The sequence below is a fragment of the Paenibacillus sp. FSL H7-0323 genome, from assembly GCF_038002725.1.
Lineage (GTDB): Bacteria > Bacillota > Bacilli > Paenibacillales > Paenibacillaceae > Paenibacillus_AQ > Paenibacillus_AQ odorifer.
Map to the genome: position 1 here is coordinate 5,818,572 of NZ_JBBODB010000001.1, position 19,080 is coordinate 5,837,651.

A 19,080-nucleotide genomic window follows, 5' to 3' on the forward strand; every position below is an offset into this window, starting at 1 on the left:
GCCACTGTGACAAACCACTGAAAAGAGAATATACCTAGTAGCGATGCTCTTAGGTGAAGACTTATAAAAACAGGCGATGTTCCGGTATCCGGTATCGCCTGTTTTTGTCGATTCTGTGGAGTATCTCATTCATTATGCCAAACGTCCTAGAAGTTCATATCCCTATTTTTTTATTTAATGTATAATTCAGAGTGGTTTTTAACATTTTCTTACGAAAAATGGAAGTAAACTAGGTAGCTCGCTCATTTAGAAAATTATAGAACCTTTAAATAAATAAATTAAAAATAATGGGGAGATTTATTTGAGCACACATGTTATCAAAACATTCAAGTCTTTAGACCAACAAATTGATTTTTTAAAAGAAAGAAAACTAATTATTAGAGATGAAGAAAAAGCTAAACGACATTTATTAGAAAAGAATTATTTTGACTTGATAAATGGATTTGAAACATTGTTATTAACTGATTCAAAAGCTACTAATAAAGAATACAATGGTCTTTTTTTTGAAGACTTTTTATTGTTGTATGATTTTGATAAAAAATTGAATTTAGAGATTTTGAAAATTTTAGATAAATTTGAAATCCGTTTGAAATCTTCTATGGCATATCGGTTTTGTGAAAAACATTATTTAAATGCTTCTGATTCTGCATGTTACATTGATATTAATAAGTATACGAATCCACGTTCAAATCATTTGAGTTTACCTAAAGATTTAGCTAAGAATATTTCAGGACATAAAATATTTCAGACAAATATTTATTTCAATGGGGCTACGTATAGTAATTTCATTGAGCATTGCAGAGCTAAATATCCTTATATATCTACTTATGATCACCCGCCGTTCTGGGTGACTATTAAAGTCCTTGAGTTTGGTTCTCTCTTTAGTTTATTATTAGGATTTGAAAGAGATGTTTTTGAAAAGGTCATTGAAGATATGGGGATGAAGTACATTGATAAACAAAAGTTTATCAACTCAGTACGAATTTTTATTGAATTAAGAAATACTTGTGCACATTTTCAATTAGTTAATAGATTTCGGACATCGAATCGTTTAAGGATTGATTCGGGTTTGATAAATGATTTAGGTTTAAGAACCAAAATTAATACTGCAGGAATTTCAACTTATTATGAAATAAGACTATATGACACTTTATTAGTACTTTCCCAGTTTGAAAGTCTAAAAGATATAGAAAAGCTATTTAAAGATTTTTATTTTAGACGTTGTAATTCAAAACGTGAAAAAAGCTTAGTGGTAAAGATGTTCGAAAGAATGGGGCGGGGAAAGCATTCAGATTGGTTTAAACTAGGTATTAAATGATTTTTTCTTTATTAATTTTAGAATATATGTTATTATTTATACATAAAATAATCGTGCGTGACGGCGGGTTATCCGAGACAAAGGTTAACTGTATAGTCAAAAAAAGAGATGCTTATAAGCATCTCTTTTTTTTATTCATTTCATCATAAATAATTAAAATGAATTTTTTAAACCTATTACCATCTATCGCTCAGTTACAACACTTTGCGATGAACTTTGCACCACGGGGCGCCGATGAGTGGCTTCAAGTGTGGAGAGGTCACCGTCCAGTGTTTTGAGTCCGGGGAGCAGCAAGGCTACGCTGGCGCAGAGCATTGGAAGCAAGCCGGCGATGACAAAAAGCGCAGGCACACCATAGAGTTCAGCAATCGCGGCGCCGGCAAAAGCACCAAAAGGCTGTAAACCGCCACCGATTAAAAAACGGATGGAGTTGACTCTTCCTTGCAGATTGCTCGGAACCAGACGTCCATGGAGTGAAGAGCTTAAGGAGCCGAAGAAGGGACCTATCGTTCCGGTGGCGAATACGGCGGCGAGAGCAAAAGAAAAACTAGGAAATAACCCCCATAATGTTGTAACTAAACCGATGGTCCCCAGACTTCCGAGCATGACAAACCGCCTCTTTTTAATTTCCCCTATCATGGAAATGACGCTTAGCCCGACTAAGGTTCCAAGTGCGAAAACTGTACTAAGTGTGCCCATCGTCGCCGCATCACGGTGGAGCACTTCGCGTACAAAAGGAACCATCATGGTCCAGACGGCAATGGAGCTTAGATTACTAATAGAGGCCATCATCATTATCGTAAGCATGGCGGGGAATTGTTTATAGAAGGTAAAACCCTCAGCTATTTCGCGAACGTAGATGGCAATGGAGAAACGGCCTGGAGCTGGAGAGGGCTTGGGTAGCTTCTGCAGGCACAGCAAGGTAGTGATGGCCGCAACGTAACATAACATGTTGATGCTAAGGGCTGGCAGCGCGCCACTGGCAGCGGTCAACGCCCCAGCCAGGGCGGGGCCCAGCAAGACTGCTGCACTTTTACTGCCATCGATGATAGCAAAAGCCCGCACCAGCTTCCGGCTATCGGCAACGCCGGGAATAACAGCCATGGCTGTTGGCATGAACAGGGCGGCGCAGGCCCCGCTGAGACCAGCGGCGACAAACAGATGCCACAGCTGCAGTTGGCCAGCCAGACCCATGCCAAGTGGCAATGCTATAGCCAGCAGGCGAATGGCTGCCAAGCAGGCCATAAAGCGTACCCGGTGGAGTCGGTCGGACAGCGGCGAGCCCAGCAAGCGCAGCAGCAGCTCAGGTATGCCGGAGCTGAGCGCGAGTGCTCCCATCGCTAGTTTGGAACCCGTCAGCTCATAGACGAGCCATTCCATAGCCAACAAGCCAAAAGCATCCCCAAAAGCACTTAAAGTTATGGTTGAGAGTAAACCATAATAGCTGCGTTTTATCATAGCCTGTTCGCGCTCCTTTCTTATATTTCTCGCATATACACTTACCGTCCTTATAAGGACGCTTAAGGCGTTTATGCTTGACTCTCTAGATATGACCCAATCTGCTGCGGTAGCCCATTTAAGGCTTCCAATCGCAGGCTGTACGATGTACTTTTAACGTTGGTATGGACAATGACCAGCCCTGCTGCGCGCAGCGCGATCAGATGGTAGTGGATTGTACTTTTAGAAAGTCCGACTTCCCGCACGATTTCCGTGAAATTCAACTGCTTGCCTGTAAGCAAACGAAGGATATACAGCCGCGTTTCATCCGAGAGTGCCCGGGTAAGGCGAAGTAGTGCTGGAGCAGGCCGGCCAGCTTCCGGAGGGAGAACATCACAAGAGTAGCTAGTGAACACGAATTCATCAAACATAGAGGTGGTGACCAGTGGGCGGGCATGATATTGCGGAATGATAATGACCTGCTTCAGACGTTCGGTTGGATAGAGACGCATTCCGTCGGTTGCTGCTTCAAAGACTTCCATATCATTGTTCCCATTCAGTGTCGTTCGTCTTGACTCAGCTTCCTGTTCAAGCCCTTTGAGGATATTAGGGTCGATTCCATTGAAGTAACCCGCGTTCCATTCGCGCAGGATGTCAGAGGCAGTGTCCCTTAGCTCGGAAAGATTAGAGGGGACCGATTGGCCGAAACGTCCAGATATTTCATACAGTTCACCCGAAGTTAACCCATCAAACCAATCCAGAAAGCTGCTAACCGAACGTTCTACTGGACAGCACCAAATGTAGGGAGCCAAACTGAAATCATCAAGTTTCTTAACGACCTCTTGCATTTTACGAAGCAACATCGGGGCAAATCTTGCTTGGACTTCACGTACCCAGAGCTTACCGGAATCCATAGCAGTATGGTTCTGCTTGCTTAGAAAAGCAGTCATACTGTTCACACATTCATACATGGGGGCAAAATCGACTTCTACTTTATATTCCATGAGTTTCTCCATCCTTTGATTAAGTTACAGAAACATTAATTAGTTCTATAATTATAGAACTTTTTATTTGTTTTATTGTAAACGAACAATATTCCATTTTCAATAGCTTTTCGACTGAAAAACAAAAGAAATTTTAATTACGAAAAAAGACAGTTCCGTTGGGCACATTTTGTGCATTAGGAACTGTCTTTTGATGTCTACACAATTTATATACTTTTTAGGAGTTCTGAGTAGATTGCTCAAATATAATCAATTGATTATATAAGTGTTTGGTTATATAATAAATCTGAAACTCAGATGAAGAAGGTGTTTTTAGATTTGAAGGAATTGCAGGGCATGAATGATTTGACTCAGGGTCCTATTATGCCTACCTTAATGAAATTAACGCTTCCCATTATTGCGACGAATTTCATCTCCACAACCTATGGCCTCGTCGATATGATTTGGGTTGGAAGATTGGGAAGTGGTCCTGTTGCCGCGATTGGCACGGCGAGTTTTTTCATTAATCTAGCGATTGCATTGTCGACTATGATTACGATCGGTACAGGGATTAAGGTTGCGTTTTGTATGGGATCTGGCCAGATAGAGAAGGCTAAATCTTATATGAAAAACGGGTTTACGATGTCTATTTTATTAGGACTTCTCTATATGAGTTTAGTTCTGTTGACCAACAATCAGTTGATTGGTTTTTTTGATCTTGGAAGTGATGAAGTTGAACGGATGGCACGACAATTTTTAATGATTTCGATCTTCGGGACGGTATTTTCCATCGTAAATACTTTGTTTGCCACACTCTTAAACTCGATGGGAAATAGTAAACAACCGTTTCAGATCTTCTCTGTTGGTCTTATGGTTAATATCGTCCTTGATCCATTTTTAATTTTTGGCTGGGGCAGTTTTGAAGGTTGGGGAGTAGCGGGGGCAGCCACGGCAACATTGACAGCGAACATCTTAGTTACGGCTCTTTTTATCATAAAGACAAGAAAGTCAGAAATCATTTCGAACACATCAGCATTGGACATTCGTCAAATGAAAGAAGTAATTCGTATGGGACTTCCGATCACAATCCAACGGGTCACCTTTACGCTCATATCGATCGTCATTGCTAAGATCATAGTACGTTTTGGGGCGGATGCGATTGCGGTGCAAAAAGTAGGGATTCAAATTGAATCTATTTCTTATATGACTATTGGAGGACTACAGGGAGCTATTGCTGCCTTTTTTGGACAAAATTATGGAGCACGCCGATTGGACCGTATAGGGCAGGGATATCGTAAGGCTTTGATCTTAACCTCCATCTTTGGCGTGATCATATCGCTTATATTTATTGCGTTCCCGCAGCAGCTATTTTCCTTGTTTTTATCAGATCAGACAAGCCTGGAATTAGGCACTGATTATATGCGCATCATTGGCTACTCTCAATTATTTATGTGTATGGAATTAATGACAGTAGGTGCGTTTAACGGCATTGGCCAAACTCATATCCCGCCGATCTTCAGTATTACATTTACTGCACTGCGAATTCCACTAGCCTTGATTTTATCCGAACCTTTTGGCCTGAATGGGGTGTGGATGTCGATTGCTCTAAGCAGTGTGTTTAAAGGGGTTATTCTTGTGTTCTGGTTTAGAAGATCTTTATTCAAAATGAACAAACAGCAGATAAACTACTAAGCAAAGGATGATCGTTGAAATGGCTTTATTAAATCGTAAACTCATACAGCTTCTGAGGGATAACCATTTGAATAAGGAGCTTTTTCACGGCGAATTTGGATTGGAAAAAGAAAATGTCAGAGTGGATCCAGAGGGAAGGCTTGCGCTGACACCACATCCTAAAGCTTTTGGCAACAAAATGGAGAACCCGTATATTCAAACCGATTTCTCAGAGAGTCAAATTGAAATGGTCACCCCTTCTTTTGATTCTATTGATGAGACTTATAACTTTCTGGAGGCGCTGCAGGATATTGTGTCGCTTGAGCTCAAGGAAGAATATCTGTGGCCAAGTAGTAATCCTCCAAGGCTGCCGAATGATCAGGACATCCCCATTGCCAAGATGGGTAATCCGATTGAGGATGAATACAGACATCAGCTAGCAGACAAATACGGTCGCAAAAGACAACTGCTGAGCGGAATCCATTACAATTTCTCTTTTGATGAACAATTTCTGAGACAGCTTCATGACATAACAGATCCACAGGTGAGCTTTAAAGAATTCAAAGACGCTACCTACTTAAAAATAGCCCGTAACCTATTGCGGTACCGTTGGCTTCTTATCTATTTAACAGGCGCCAGCCCTGTTTTTGATAAGACTTATATGGAACAATGTGTAGCTCGCGGGGAAACAGATGACGACAAAAGCTTTTATTATCAGAATATGAATTCACTGCGGAATAGCGAATGTGGGTATCGAAATGAAAAACCTCTTTATGTATCTTTTGCTTCGTTAAAGGATTATGTTCATGATTTACAAGCTTTGATCGAATCGGAAGAATTATTAAGTGTAAAAGAGTTTTATAGTCCGGTTAGAGTGAAGACAGCAAGAGGCAAACACCCTTTAGAGGAACTGATGCAAGATGGGATAGCTTATTTGGAGCTTCGGTTTATTGATCTGAATCCACTCTACAAAATAGGAATCGGCAAAGAAACGATGATTTTCATTCATCTTTTTATCCTGTATATGCTGCTGAAGGAGGACGAACCGTTCGGAGTAGAGGATCAGAAGATGGCGAATCTTAATCATGATCAACTAATCATGGAAGGAATAAAGGGATGTTTGCATGATTACGGGGATTCATGTACAACGATGGAGCAGCAGGCATTAACTTGTATTCATGAGATGCAGGATATGATCCAACTATTGAACCCGGAGAATGAAGTGTTTTTGAACGTATTGCATGGAGCTAAGAATAAAATTGTAGAGCCAGACCGGAGTTTTGCAGCTATTGTGAAGTCGGAAGTTCAACAATCCTCTTTTGTACAATACCATCTGAATAAAGCTAAACAATATGCTAAGGAAAGTCTTGCGAATGGATACCGTTTTGTGGGATATGAGGATCTGGAGCTATCTACACAGCTTCTTTTGAAGGCAGCGGTTAAACGTGGCATTAAGTTTCAATTGATCGATCGGGAAGAGAACTTTGTAGTTCTTACGCAAGGTGATCATAAAGAATATATTAAGCAAGCTACGAAGACCTCCCTTGATTCTTATAGTACGGTATTAATCATGGAGAATAAGATCGTTACGAAAGAAGTTCTTAAACAGCAAGGCATTCGTGTTCCCGCAGGAGAAGCTTTTCGAAATCTGGAAGAGGCAATGAATGCGCATGGCACTTACCGTAACAAGGCTATTGTGATTAAGCCCAAATCAACCAATTTTGGACTCGGCATTACTATTTTTACAGACGACTTCTCTAAAGAAGATTATCAAAAAGCCTTCGAAATCGCCTTCGAGTTTGATCGAACAGTGCTACTAGAGGAATTCATGACGGGTAAAGAATATCGTTTTCTTGTCATGGGTGATGAAGTAGTCGGAGTATTGCACCGGGTTCCTGCAAATGTGATTGGAGATGGTGTACATACGATTGAACAACTAGTGCACGAGAAGAATAAGGATCCGTTAAGAGGCCGTGGGTACAAGACACCACTTGAGAAAATTCAGATCGGTGAAGCAGAAGCGATGTTCTTGAACAACCACGCTCAGGCTTGGAGTGATATTCCTCCATTAAACGAAGTCATCTATCTTCGGGAGAACTCTAATATTAGCACGGGTGGTGACAGCCTGGATTTTACGGATGAGATCCCAGATAGTTATAAGGCTCTGGCGATTCAAGCGGCTAAAGCTGCGGGCGCCACTTTTTGTGGAGTGGATATGATGATTGATGACATCACGGAAGAAGCCAATGATACGAACTATAGCGTTATTGAGATTAACTTTAATCCAGCGATTCATATTCATTGTTATCCTTATAAAGGGAAGAACCGAAAGGCGGATGAACGGATTCTGAATCTATTATTTGGGGAATAAACAGAAGCTCAACCAGTACCTTTGGTTGAGCTTCTGTTTTTAAAGGGGCAATTCGCTCCCTCACCCACTACATGTTCATGTTAGGAGTTACCCGCAGCTGCAACGCCACTAAAGTTTCTGGCTTGGACATTATTAAAGGGATCTGTTGCAGCTGCATTTGTGAAGATCTCTGCTGTGTACTGAATTTGACCTGTTGCGACAGCCGCTGGTGGTGGAATATCTACTGCTGTAAAACCGAAGGCTTCATTTTCTCTGCTGATCGCAACCCCAAATGTCGTGGTGAAAATGATCGTTCCGTTTCTGCGAACATTAACGGTATTGGTATTGAAAAGAGGATTGTTTTCTACTTTTAGAAATCCGGTCAAAAGTACGCGGACATTGCCTTGATTCTCAGCCGACACGCCTGCGGTCTGAATACCAATATCCCCAAAAACAAGGGGAGTCGCCGCTAGTGGAATAACTGCTGGTGTAGCATCCGAAGCAGCTTGGTTGGATAGTCTTAAATCTACAAACTGAATGGTCATCTTATATTCACCTCCTAGAAATAGAATATGATAGAAGGAGAGTTAACTCTTGGATTTTCTATATAATTCATCAGCTACCTACTTGCATGGCTTGATGATCAAGTGTTAAATGAAAGAAGGGTTAGAAGTTTAAGGAAAGGCGGAGCTATTATCAAATATAGGAATAAGTCTAAAAGGATATTATTGATTTCATTGATGCTGTTGGCAGTAGTTATCATTGGTGCGGTGGTGCTTGGGGAACGCGGAGGAATAATGAGTAAATCCGAGAGCTCTTTCAAAAGTCCTGCTGAACCGTCGCCCCTTATCATTACACATGAGAATAGTACAGATGCTATAGAGAATTATGTCATTCTAAAGACGAGCTGGAATGGAGCGGACTATGATCGGGCTTCCTTTTACTATACGGCTTGGCATAGTGAACCTACGCTTCTAACGGGGCTGCATCGTTTGAAACCAGGGGAGAAACTGCAGGTCGACTTTGGAGATTACGCACCGAGTGAAGTCACAGTAAAGATGGCCTATCTAACTGAGAGCTTTGATGAATCGCAGCTTCCAATTGTAGAAGTTCCTGTAACACTCGTCGAAGGGAAATATGAATTTGTGAACCCTCCAGCATCCACCAGTGATATTCCCACTTCGGGTCGCGTCTTTAGTGTTATAGCTAGATGGGGTGAGAACATCTGCGAATATGTCTTCGCATCAGATGGCAAGTTTGATAACTATGAATATGATTTGTGAGGTTAGTCGAAGATAAGAGATGTTCTAAAGCCGGTCCGGTTTTAGAATATCTCTTTTTTGTCTCGATTTTAGACAAATCTAACGATGTGTCTATTTTTTAGACAATGTACCGTTATTGTCTAGTTGGGGAGGACTGTTAACCTGATTAACCATTTAGGGCTAAGTTTAATTAGATCGAGAGACGGATGAGAGAATACCCGTTTTTAATATTATGAAAACAACTTTAAGACGAGGGAGGAGTGAGCGTCATAGGTACAGAAACGGAAGAACTGAATTATGATGACATTCAAGGAATCGTCTTACAAGAACGGCCTACCCCCTACGTAGGAACCTATGTATTGCTGTCTATCGATCATCAACAGGACGGGAAAGTGATGCTGAAGCGGCTTCTCGACGAAGTGACGTCGGCCGGACAGTGGAATAATCCTCACGAAGGTGCTTGGGTCAACGTTGGTTTTACCTATCAAGGACTCCAGAAGCTGGGGATTCCCAAGGAGTCACTCAACAGCTTCGACCTGGAGTTCCGGGAGGGCATGGCTGCCCGGGCAGCTAAGCTAGGGGATGTAAACGAAAGCAGCCCGGAGCACTGGGAAGACCCGCTGGGTACTGACAAAGTCGATGTGGCGCTTGCTCTGTTCGCGCCCACCAAAGAAGCGCTGCTACAAGCAGAAGAAGCAGCCCGTCGAATCCACTGCGAACTGAATGGTGTATCCGTCGTTTACCAGCTGGATGTCGGAATGAATCCTGACGGACGTACTCATCTGGGCTTCATGGATGGAATCAGCAATCCGAGAATCGAAGGAAACCATATACCCAATGCGGTGGGACAGGAAGCGGAGATTAAAGCCGGTGAATTCCTGTTCGGGCATTTAAATGAATCCGGCACTATAACACAGGGACCACAGCCGGCAGAACTTGGCCACAATGGCAGTTACCTCAGTTTCCGCAAATTGCATATGAGGGTCGCGACTTTCCGTCGTTATTTGCGGGAGCATGCGGATAACCGGGAAGAGGAAGAACTTTTGGCCGCTAAAATGGTAGGAAGATGGCCGAGCGGAGCCCCTTTAAGTCTGGCTCCTGAAGCAGATGACCCGGCACTGGGCGAAGACGTCAGCCGACGGAACGCATTTACGTACGGGGATGATCATAAAGGGTTGAAATGTCCGGTAAGCTCGCATATCCGTCGTGCATTTCCCCGAGACAGCTTGCAGGATTCGGTTGTTAATGTGAACATTCACCGGTTGCTCCGGCGGTCAACGATGTATGGCCCTATACTGCCAAAAGGTGTAATGGAGGATGATGGTCAGGATAGAGGCCTTATTTTTGCAGGTATATGCAGCTCATTGTCCCGCCAATTCGAGTTTATCAAGAGCGATTGGTTAAATGGAGGCAATTTCGCGGGCATGTCAACCGAGAAAGACCCTATTACCGGTAAGAATGAGGGGGAAGGGATGTTTACCATTCCGGACAAACCTATTCGCCACCGGATGAAAGAAATTCCAAGTTTTTCAATCACCAAAGGCGGGGAGTATTTCTTTGTTCCCAGCATGACTGCATTGCGGTGGATGGCAGAGTTGGATCAACATACATCTAAGGAGGAATAAACATGTTAGAAAGACAAGATCAGACTAATCCAATTACAAGCGCTGGACGTGCCGGCCTGCGGGAAGGTGAAATATCTGAGCTTACCATCATTGCGCCGCTTAAAGAAGGTGGGGCGGATCGTCTCCGTGAGAAGCTGAAAAAAAGTGCATCGAGACAAGCCGAAACGATGGCGAAGATCGCGACCGTTCACGACATGCGCTTCGTAATCTTTGATAACGACACGCGGCTGTTGTTCGCGACGGCTTATGATGGAGATTGGGATAGTTATATCGATGATTTTGGAACTGAAATTCCAGAGTTGTTGAATAACATGTTTAATGAAGTGAAGGATTTTCCGGGAATTGAATCTTCGGAAGCGAAAGACTTCATCGCCAACCATCAGATCACTGCATCCGGCTGGTACAGTGCTTATCCCGATGCCACGGTCAGAGATATTTGGCGCGGACAGCGAATTACGAAGGCCTGGAATGACCTGCTCGACGCATCACAAAGCTAAAAAACTAGAAAAGGGGGCTTTGTCCCCTTTTCCTTCCTGATAAATTACAAAGAGGTGAACGAAAATGAACAATAATAAATCAGTGTCGTCTGAACTCGCAGAAGAAGCGGTAAACTCCATTGAGGAGGTAGCAGGCAAATATCCGGGTTATCGACGCGCGCACGCCAAAGGTGTTGTCTACCAGGCGGTGTTCACCCCTAACGGCCAAGCGGGTCCTTTAACAACAGCGCCACATTTGCAAAATCATGAGGTGCAAGCTCTTGTACGCTTCTCCAATAGCTCGACTAATCCGTCCATCCCTGATGTTTTTTCGCCTGCAAAAGGAATGGCGGTTCAGTTTGTATTGCCTGATGGGGGCGTGACAAGTTTGGTGACAATTACATTGCCGATCTTTTTTGCCAAAACACCGCAATCCTTTATTAATATCTTACGTACAATTAAAGAAAATTCGTTTGAGGGAGCGACCATTGCAGACAAATTCAAAGCCGTCATGGAGAAGTATTCGGAAAGCCGGGCTGGGCTTCAAGCCGTGAAAATGCTGCAACCGCCACTCAGTTTTGCAACCAACCTTTATCATTCCATTCATGCCTATTACTTCACCAATGCTGCTGGCGAGCGGCGGGCTATTAAATATGAGTGGGAACCGGAAGCGGGTCTGCACTTTCTGGCCCAGGAAGAGGTGGAGAATCGATCTCCCGATTATTTGGAGGATGAACTAATCGAGAGACTGTCCAAAGGTCCTGTGGCGTTTCAATTGACAGTAATCCTCGGACAGGAGGGAGATCCTACGGATGACCCGACGTCTGCTTGGCCTGAAGACCGGGAACGGATTGTTGTCGGCCATTTGTCGATCACCGGCGTGGCAGACGAGAAGGCTCAAGAGTACGTCTTTGATCCGACAGTTGTACCTGCCGGCATTGAATGCTCTGAAGATCCTATTCTGAACTTTCGTCATGATGCCTATGCGGAGTCACATTCCCGTCGAAGTATTAATCAGTAAGCATTTATTTTATATTCTATGAATATGATCGGGCTGTCCTAGAATGTCTGCCGACATCCTTAGGGCAGTCTTTTTGGGTATGTCTTGTGACACTCTTGTAACAGAGATTGGCTACGATAGGTTACGAGGTGAGAGAATGAAGAAGTTTAAAGGATTTATCGTATTGATTTTGTTGGCAGTCGTAGGATGCAGTGCAGCAACACCACAAGCAAATCTTGAACCGGAGAAGGAGGTAAAGAAAGAGGTCAATGAGAAGATCGCTTTCTGGGATCAACAGCGTAAAGGAACAAATTTCATGAATTCCAAATCTATACCCGAAAATTATGATGCAGCGAAAGAAAATAATATAGAGTTCATTCGACTTGCGCCAGATAAATGGGCAAAAGATAGTGATTTCCTGTTTAACGATCAACCGGATGCCAATCCAGATAAAGACTTTTTAATAGGGAATGCAGATAAATACGAGGGGCTTGTTGAGGATGATTTTACAGCGTTAAAAGCAGACTTGGATGCAGCCGAGGCGCGGGGTTCAAAAGTAGTGCTGACAGTCCTTAGTCTGCCCGGAGATCGGTGGCGACAGTTTAATGATTATACAAATGATGATCGAATCTGGAAGGATTTCAGTTATCATGAACAAGCGGCAACGTTTTGGAAGGATCTTGCGGAAAGATTAAAGGATCATCCTGCGGTGGTCGGCTATAATCTTATTAATGAGCCACATCCTGAACAAGCTACTGGATTTAATGATTTCTGGACAGAGGATTACAACGAATGGTATAGCTCAGTGGAGAATACTCCGGCGGATTTGAATCTTTTATATGAGACTATTGTGACAGCGATTCGAACCGTAGATACGGAAACCCCTATTATCGTCAATTCTGGTCTGTATGCTACACCATGGGCCTTTAAATATTTGAAACCCATCAATGATGCGAATGTATTATATGCTTTTCATATGTACGAACCCTACGAACTCACCAGCCAAAATAAGAAAAAAGGCTTAACCTATGAATATCCTGGAACAGTTAAAGTAGGTGAGGAGAAGACGGAAAAAGCATTCAATAAGAAAGCCTTAAAGGATTTTCTAGAACCTATCGCACAGTGGGCAGAAAAAAATAACATCCCTGCTAATCGTATTGTCGCTGAAGAATTTGGCACGAACCGGCTTGTAAAAGGTGCAGATCAATACTTGGCTGATTTAATCTCGATTTTTGATGATTACGGTTGGCACTGGGCGTTTTATGCATTCCGGGAGGATACTTGGGATGGCATGGATTATGAACTTGGCACTGAGCCACCAACCTGGGAGTATTGGGAAGCGATAGAGAAGGGTGAACAGCCTGATCGAAAGACGGTCGATAACCCGATATGGAACGTACTGACGAAGGGATTAGGTGTAGAGAAGTTGCAATAACGTAGCATGAAAATATATGAAAAGGTGAAACCTGTAAAGGATTTCGCCTTTTTCTTCTGATAATTATAGGAAGGAGAATCTACTTTGAATATTTTAATTGCGGATGATGAGAAACATATGACCACTATATTGAAGACTTATTTTGAAAAAGAAGGCTATAACGTTTGGACAGCAGCGGATGGTGAAGAGGCGCTTGAGCTCTTTTTTTCGAATAGGATCGATCTGGTGGTGCTGGATTGGATGATGCCTAAGCGAAACGGGCTTGAGGTTTGTAATGAAATCAAGAAGGTTAGTTTGGCTAAAGTTGTAATGCTGACCGCAAGGTCTTCCCATGATGATGAATTCAGTGCCTTGGATATAGGGGCAGATGAATATATAAGAAAACCATTCGACCCAAGGATTTTGATGCTTAGAATTAAAAAAATGCTAGGCACTGAAAAAGTGGCTGCGATTAGGGATTTAGAAATCGATTTTGAGCGGAAGAAAGTGTACAAGAATGGGGCCGAACTGGCGTTATATAAAAAAGAATTTGAATTGCTAACCTTCCTGTATGAGCATAAAGGACGTATTTTATCCAGAGATGCCTTATTGTCTGCGGTTTGGGGAATGGATTATCTGGGCGAAGAAAGAACGGTAGATACGCATATTAAGAGGCTGCGCGATAAGATTGGGGCCGACCACGTGATCACGCATAGGGGAATGGGGTACAGCTTCCATGATAAAAATTCATAAAATAAGTACGAAGTTATTGATCATGGTGAGCATTATTTTGCTGAGTGTTTTTGGTATGTCTTATTTCCTGCACAACTATTTCTCAGCAGATTATTACCTATACAAAATGAAAACCAAGATCAACACCATTTATGACGAAGTAAAGGATCTCCGTTTGGATCAACTCATGGAAAATGAAAGCAGGATCGAGAACAATAATAACGTAACGATTGTTAGGGTTGAAAACAGTGGAAGTACAGCAGAAATTAACGAAAATATTCAATTTGCGTTGTTTAAAGATAAGGTGGCACTTAATAAATTTTGGATCACAGATGAGGTATTACAAAAAGTAAAACAAGGCAACACGTTTAATCTTTTATTTAATCAGGGCAAATTGAAATCGAGTCTGTTAACGAAAATATACGAGCAGGATAGCAGTCTAATCCTCATAGGAACTGTGGTTGTGCACAATACAGATGCCTTGACCCTCGTAAATCAATTCAGCTTTTACTCCATTCTACTGGGGATTATTATCAGTTTGCTGTTAGTGGCTTATTTTTCAAAAAAGATCATTACACCGTTAGAGCAATTACAGGATGTCGCGAAGGATATATCCAATCTCGATTTTAAACAAGTGACGATTCAAACGGGGGATGAAATCGAAGAGCTCTCGAAAAGCATCAATCAGATGAGTCAGCGTCTAAAGAGCACCCATGCCAAATTAGAGGAGAAAAATCAAAGTTTAAATACCCTTATCTCAAGCATTTCGCATGAAGTGAAAACACCATTATCCTTAATCCAAGCCTATACGATTGGCATTCAGGACGGTCTGGATGATGGCACGTATACGGATATCATTTTGGAGCAAGTGAAGTATACGTCGGATATGGTGGATTATTTAATTAAATTGTCCAAGATCCAGAAGTCAGAAGTGCATAAAGAGCCTTTTGATCTTAAAGAGCTTCTGCTAAAAGTGATCTCACAATATAATATTACGTTAAAAAATAAAAACATAACCTTAATGAGCGACTTTCATTCGCTTGAATCCTCAATCGTTGAAGAAGATATCAGCCAAATCGAGATAGTATTCAACAACTTAATTAGTAATGCCATTAAATATGGTGAAGAGGATTTTTTTGAAATAAAACTAGGGAGTGACACTACTCGTACATTAAAATTTACGATCTCCAATAAAACCACTCGCCTGAAAACGGAGCATTTAGCGTATATCTGGGACCCATTCTATGTAATTGAAGAGTCTCGAAATAAAGAAATCTCCGGTACTGGACTTGGTCTGTCCATCGTCGCGGAGATTCTTGGCAAAAATGATCTGAAATACGAGTCCAAATTAGAGGACTCGTATATTAGTTTTAGTATTTGGTTTGAAGTTAAGGAGGGGATTTGGGAACTGTAGGAGCGTTAGCGTTCGCCTGAAAGCTTTCCGAAGGAAAGCTCGCATCAGCAGCATAAGCTGTCTCCGGATGTTATCCGCTGATAGCGGTAAAATCAAAAACATCTGGAGACAACAGCGACCGAAAGTCCAACATTCCCGCAGTTACGCACAACACCTATTAAAGATCTTTTCACCGCATCCATCGCAATATCATTAATTTAACTTCAATAGCGCCGCATTATCAATAAAAGTAGCCGTATTAAAAAGCAGCAAGACATCCTTGATATCATTTTGAGCCATATAATCACTGATGTTTCCATTATAATAACGGATATCGATCACATGGATTTCAGGCACATGCTGAGTCAGGAAAGGAATAACGCTATGTGCATAAGAGTCCTTGATGACGAGCAGCTTTTTCTGTTTGACCGTTGTTGGATCAAGCTGGCTGGTGATTTTCATGAGCGCATGTACGCCCCCTAGGAAATAAGAGTACTTATCCTTTTTCACCAGATAACTTAGGTCATACATACTTGTTAAAGTCTCACCGGTATCTTGAATGTACATTTGGGTGGATACCTCATGATTAGGTTTGTACATTTGAATGGAATCAGGTGTGACCCCGATAAATTGCCCCCGGGTATGATAGCTTCCGAGAAATGAATTACTCACAGTCTGAATCTGGTATTCGCTCTGGGACAGAGGCTGCCAGCCCATGCTTTGAGCATAGGCTACATAAGCTAAGTAGGCACCGTAGGTTGTCCAGTGATGGTCGGTCCGATAGTAAATGGGCTCTGCGGCATGTGGGCTAAGAACATCAAATCCATTTATAAAAGTAAGGCTATCTCCTACATCCTTAGCTATTGTTTGATTCACCTCAGCTTGCGAGTAGACAGGAGCTAACCAGGGTAGACGTTCCTTGTACAAGCCAACCGATGTCGGTGCCAATAAGAAAGTGGTGTTTGCATCGGGATTGTTATCGGCAAAGCGTTTCACAGCTGCTGCATATTGCTGAACTTTAGTGTAATCAGGTGCTGCGAATTTTTCGAAAAGATAGCCGTCTTTTCCTTTATAGATTCCGTTATTCTCTTGCTGTAGCCTCATCTGTTCCACCGCCGATTTCACCCATACCCATTTGGCCCGAAATGGAAAATGATCAGTTACAAAGCTTTCGGCCTCTTCCGCATAGGTGTGGGATAATAAATTGTCCCATGTCAGATGGGGGGCCTTTTGCAAATACCGGTTCTCAAGCTCAGAGAAACGCTGAACAGGCAGTAAGAAAAAGAGGATAGCGACCAGAAATAACGTTGCAACAAATCCCCCAGCCAGGATTCGATCCGTCTTCTGCTTCATAAACAATCACCCCCTAATGGTTAGAACCGGAAATATAAAAATGGATTAAAGGTTGCATCTACTAAGTAGGCAACAGATAGGAACAATAACACGCCATACCAAACAAGAGCAGGAACCGATCTAGAATCCATCCGCTTGGAGAGCTTCACAGGTGTAGAGGCAAAGGTTAACACCACGAGTAGAATCGCGTTCGTGTAAGTGAAGTATAAAGTGGTGTTATTCCATAACGGCTGTCCATTAAAGCCAAGCATCGCTTGTAAGTAGCCAATGACCAGAGGAAGTTCTTCAAAAGCGAATAAGACCCATCCGATGAGTATAAGTACTACAGCATATAAATGTCTTGTCCAACGGGGGAGGCGGCTTAATAGCGTTAATCCCCACCATTTTTCAAAGATAAGAATGACCCCGAAGTATAATCCCCAGAGCAGAAAATTCCAGCTTGCCCCGTGCCAGATTCCCGTGAGCAGCCACACGATGAGAATGTTGCGCACTTGAACGCTTAACCCCCGGCGGTTGCCTCCAAGCGGGATGTAGACATAGTCACGAAACCAACTGCTAAGGGAAATATGCCATCTCCGCCAAAAGTCAGTAATACTCTGAGAGATATAAGGTTTGTTGAAGTTCTCGTTAAAGCGGAAGCCGAACATGAGACCGAGACCAATAGCCATATCCGAATACCCGCTGAAGTCAAAATAGATCTGAAAAGCAAACGCAATAATCCCAAGCCAAGCGGTAAAAGCAGGCAGGGAATCTAGATTGGAGCTGGATATGGTGTGCCAGAGCATACCGATGTTGTTGGCGAGCAGTACTTTTTTGGCTAATCCGATTATGAATCTCCGTACACCTTCTGCGAACATGGGGATATCGACCGAACGTTCACGTAGTTGCCCGGCAATGGTGTTATATTGAACAATCGGACCTGCTACTAACTGTGGAAACAGGGCTACAAATGTACCGAAATCAATCCAATTGCGTTGTGCTTTCGTAGTTCCTCTATAGACGTCAATAATGTAGGACATGGACTGAAAAGTATAAAATGAAATCCCAATAGGTAAAGGTAAATCCGTTAAAGGAATATGTGTACCGAGGAGTCCATTTATATTTTGGATGAGAAAATCTGCGTATTTAAAATACGACAATAAGCCTAGATTAATAATGACGGAACTAACCACAATCCACTTGCGCTGCACCGCAGTCAGCTTTGGTCTGCTGAGCAGTAGACCAAAGCTGTAATCTGTAATGGTGGACAGCAACATGATTACAATGTAGACAGGTTCGCCCCAAGCATAAAAAACCAGGCTGCTTAAAAACAATATGAGGTTTTTGATTCGCCAGGGCGAAACATAATAGAGCGCTAGGACAGCCGGCAGGAATAGGAATAGGAAAAGTAGGCTGCTGAATACCATGGTTATTTATTTTTCTGTGAAGTAAGTATCGAAGTCTGCTACGAGTTTATCTTGATCCGCAGGATCAGCAATAACGAACAGGAAATAGTTACCCTTTTTAATAAGTTTATAGTTTTTGGCATTTTCGTATTGATCAGGCAGATAGGTTTCGAATTGTTTTTGAACATCTGTTGCACGCGCTTTGATGGCATCCTCAACAGTAGTCATATCTTTTACATCTTTAACTTTCAGAACGGCGATTTCGTTAGTTTTCACATTCATCATAGGCATTCTAATGCTATAATCTTCAAGCAATTCTGGGTTGAGATGATATAGCTGTTCGACTGTAGCCGCATCAAGCTCCATTAATGATGGCTGCTCTACTTTGCTCAGCATTTGATCGACCATTTCTTTTGCAGTTAGATTCGTTTCAATGGCAGCTCCATTGTTACTGTTGTTGCTGGAACAGGCGCCAAGCACCACACTTAGTACAATGGTTAACGCTAGCATGAAGGTATGCTTTTTCAACTTAGGTCACTCTCCTTGATGTATTGTCTGAATTTCTCTAGTTACTAACGTATATAGTCGATAGAATGTTGCGCTGGGGACTTACTCCGGATACTTTACCCATATTTTTGCGGAAATATGATATTCACATGAATTCATGCAAAGATCTTCCTC

The 19,080-nt window shown here is 42.4% G+C and carries 16 protein-coding genes; 10 read left to right on the forward strand and 6 right to left on the reverse strand.

Features of this window, described 5'->3' with window-relative positions; all coding sequences use genetic code 11:
* Positions 1-301: 301 nt before the first annotated feature.
* Complete coding sequence (locus MHH89_RS26035; protein WP_341088517.1) at positions 302-1,318, forward strand: Abi family protein; 1,017 nt, start codon at positions 302-304, stop codon at positions 1,316-1,318.
* 183 nt (positions 1,319-1,501) lie between these two features.
* Here the strand turns inward: MHH89_RS26035 and MHH89_RS26040 are convergent, their stop codons facing one another.
* Both MHH89_RS26040 and MHH89_RS26045 read right to left on the reverse strand, forming a co-directional pair.
* On the reverse strand, positions 1,502-2,776 hold the full coding sequence (locus MHH89_RS26040) for an MFS transporter (protein WP_076308509.1): 1,275 nt from the start codon (positions 2,774-2,776) through the stop codon (positions 1,502-1,504).
* Positions 2,777-2,847: 71 nt separating this feature from the next.
* Complete coding sequence (locus MHH89_RS26045; protein WP_076130090.1) at positions 2,848-3,759, reverse strand: ArsR/SmtB family transcription factor; 912 nt, start codon at positions 3,757-3,759, stop codon at positions 2,848-2,850.
* A 318-nt stretch (positions 3,760-4,077) separates the two neighbouring features.
* Between MHH89_RS26045 and MHH89_RS26050 the strand changes: the two genes are divergently transcribed.
* Positions 4,078-5,430 (forward strand): MATE family efflux transporter, encoded by a 1,353-nt coding sequence (locus MHH89_RS26050; protein WP_341088520.1) that lies wholly within the window; start codon positions 4,078-4,080, stop codon positions 5,428-5,430.
* Positions 5,431-5,449: 19 nt separating this feature from the next.
* The gene (gene gshAB, locus MHH89_RS26055; RefSeq protein WP_341088522.1) at positions 5,450-7,780 is read left to right on the forward strand and encodes a bifunctional glutamate--cysteine ligase GshA/glutathione synthetase GshB; all 2,331 of its coding nucleotides are present in this window, start codon (positions 5,450-5,452) and stop codon (positions 7,778-7,780) included.
* A gap of 80 nt (positions 7,781-7,860) precedes the next feature.
* Here gshAB and MHH89_RS26060 read toward each other — a convergent pair whose 3' ends face one another.
* A complete protein-coding gene (locus tag MHH89_RS26060; RefSeq protein WP_036684901.1) occupies positions 7,861-8,304 on the reverse strand; it encodes a hypothetical protein in 444 nt (147 codons plus the stop codon).
* A 183-nt stretch (positions 8,305-8,487) separates the two neighbouring features.
* Between MHH89_RS26060 and MHH89_RS26065 the strand changes: the two genes are divergently transcribed.
* The 7 genes from MHH89_RS26065 to MHH89_RS26095 all read left to right on the forward strand — a co-directional run bounded on the left by MHH89_RS26065 (position 8,488) and on the right by MHH89_RS26095 (position 15,682).
* Positions 8,488-9,042 (forward strand): hypothetical protein, encoded by a 555-nt coding sequence (locus MHH89_RS26065; RefSeq protein WP_076179117.1) that lies wholly within the window; start codon positions 8,488-8,490, stop codon positions 9,040-9,042.
* Between the two features lie 239 nt (positions 9,043-9,281).
* On the forward strand, positions 9,282-10,646 hold the full coding sequence (locus MHH89_RS26070) for a Dyp-type peroxidase (RefSeq protein WP_081383601.1): 1,365 nt from the start codon (positions 9,282-9,284) through the stop codon (positions 10,644-10,646).
* Positions 10,647-10,648: 2 nt separating this feature from the next.
* On the forward strand, positions 10,649-11,143 hold the full coding sequence (locus MHH89_RS26075; protein ID WP_076179118.1) for a hypothetical protein: 495 nt from the start codon (positions 10,649-10,651) through the stop codon (positions 11,141-11,143).
* Between the two features lie 64 nt (positions 11,144-11,207).
* Positions 11,208-12,143 carry a catalase family peroxidase gene (locus MHH89_RS26080; protein WP_076282591.1) on the forward strand — a complete coding sequence of 312 codons (936 nt, stop codon included), beginning with the start codon at positions 11,208-11,210 and terminating at the stop codon, positions 12,141-12,143.
* A 136-nt stretch (positions 12,144-12,279) separates the two neighbouring features.
* Positions 12,280-13,557 carry a glycoside hydrolase family 5 protein gene (locus MHH89_RS26085; RefSeq protein ID WP_341088524.1) on the forward strand — a complete coding sequence of 426 codons (1,278 nt, stop codon included), beginning with the start codon at positions 12,280-12,282 and terminating at the stop codon, positions 13,555-13,557.
* Positions 13,558-13,641: 84 nt separating this feature from the next.
* Positions 13,642-14,289 (forward strand): response regulator transcription factor, encoded by a 648-nt coding sequence (locus tag MHH89_RS26090; protein WP_076130096.1) that lies wholly within the window; start codon positions 13,642-13,644, stop codon positions 14,287-14,289.
* On the forward strand, positions 14,273-15,682 hold the full coding sequence (locus MHH89_RS26095; RefSeq protein ID WP_341088527.1) for a sensor histidine kinase: 1,410 nt from the start codon (positions 14,273-14,275) through the stop codon (positions 15,680-15,682). Before MHH89_RS26090 ends, MHH89_RS26095 begins: the two co-directional genes overlap by 17 nt.
* 192 nt (positions 15,683-15,874) lie before the next feature.
* On the opposite strand, the gene MHH89_RS26100 is transcribed toward MHH89_RS26095, so the two are convergent.
* From MHH89_RS26100 to MHH89_RS26110, 3 genes are read right to left on the reverse strand one after another with little or no spacing between them, the layout of a single operon-like run.
* Positions 15,875-17,014: a DHHW family protein gene (locus MHH89_RS26100; protein ID WP_076308512.1), complete on the reverse strand. Its 1,140-nt coding sequence runs from the start codon at positions 17,012-17,014 to the stop codon at positions 15,875-15,877.
* Positions 17,015-17,034: 20 nt separating this feature from the next.
* Complete coding sequence (locus MHH89_RS26105) at positions 17,035-18,420, reverse strand: MBOAT family O-acyltransferase (protein WP_076279420.1); 1,386 nt, start codon at positions 18,418-18,420, stop codon at positions 17,035-17,037.
* Between the two features lie 6 nt (positions 18,421-18,426).
* Complete coding sequence (locus MHH89_RS26110; protein WP_036684911.1) at positions 18,427-18,927, reverse strand: DUF4358 domain-containing protein; 501 nt, start codon at positions 18,925-18,927, stop codon at positions 18,427-18,429.
* Positions 18,928-19,080: the final 153 nt, after the last annotated feature.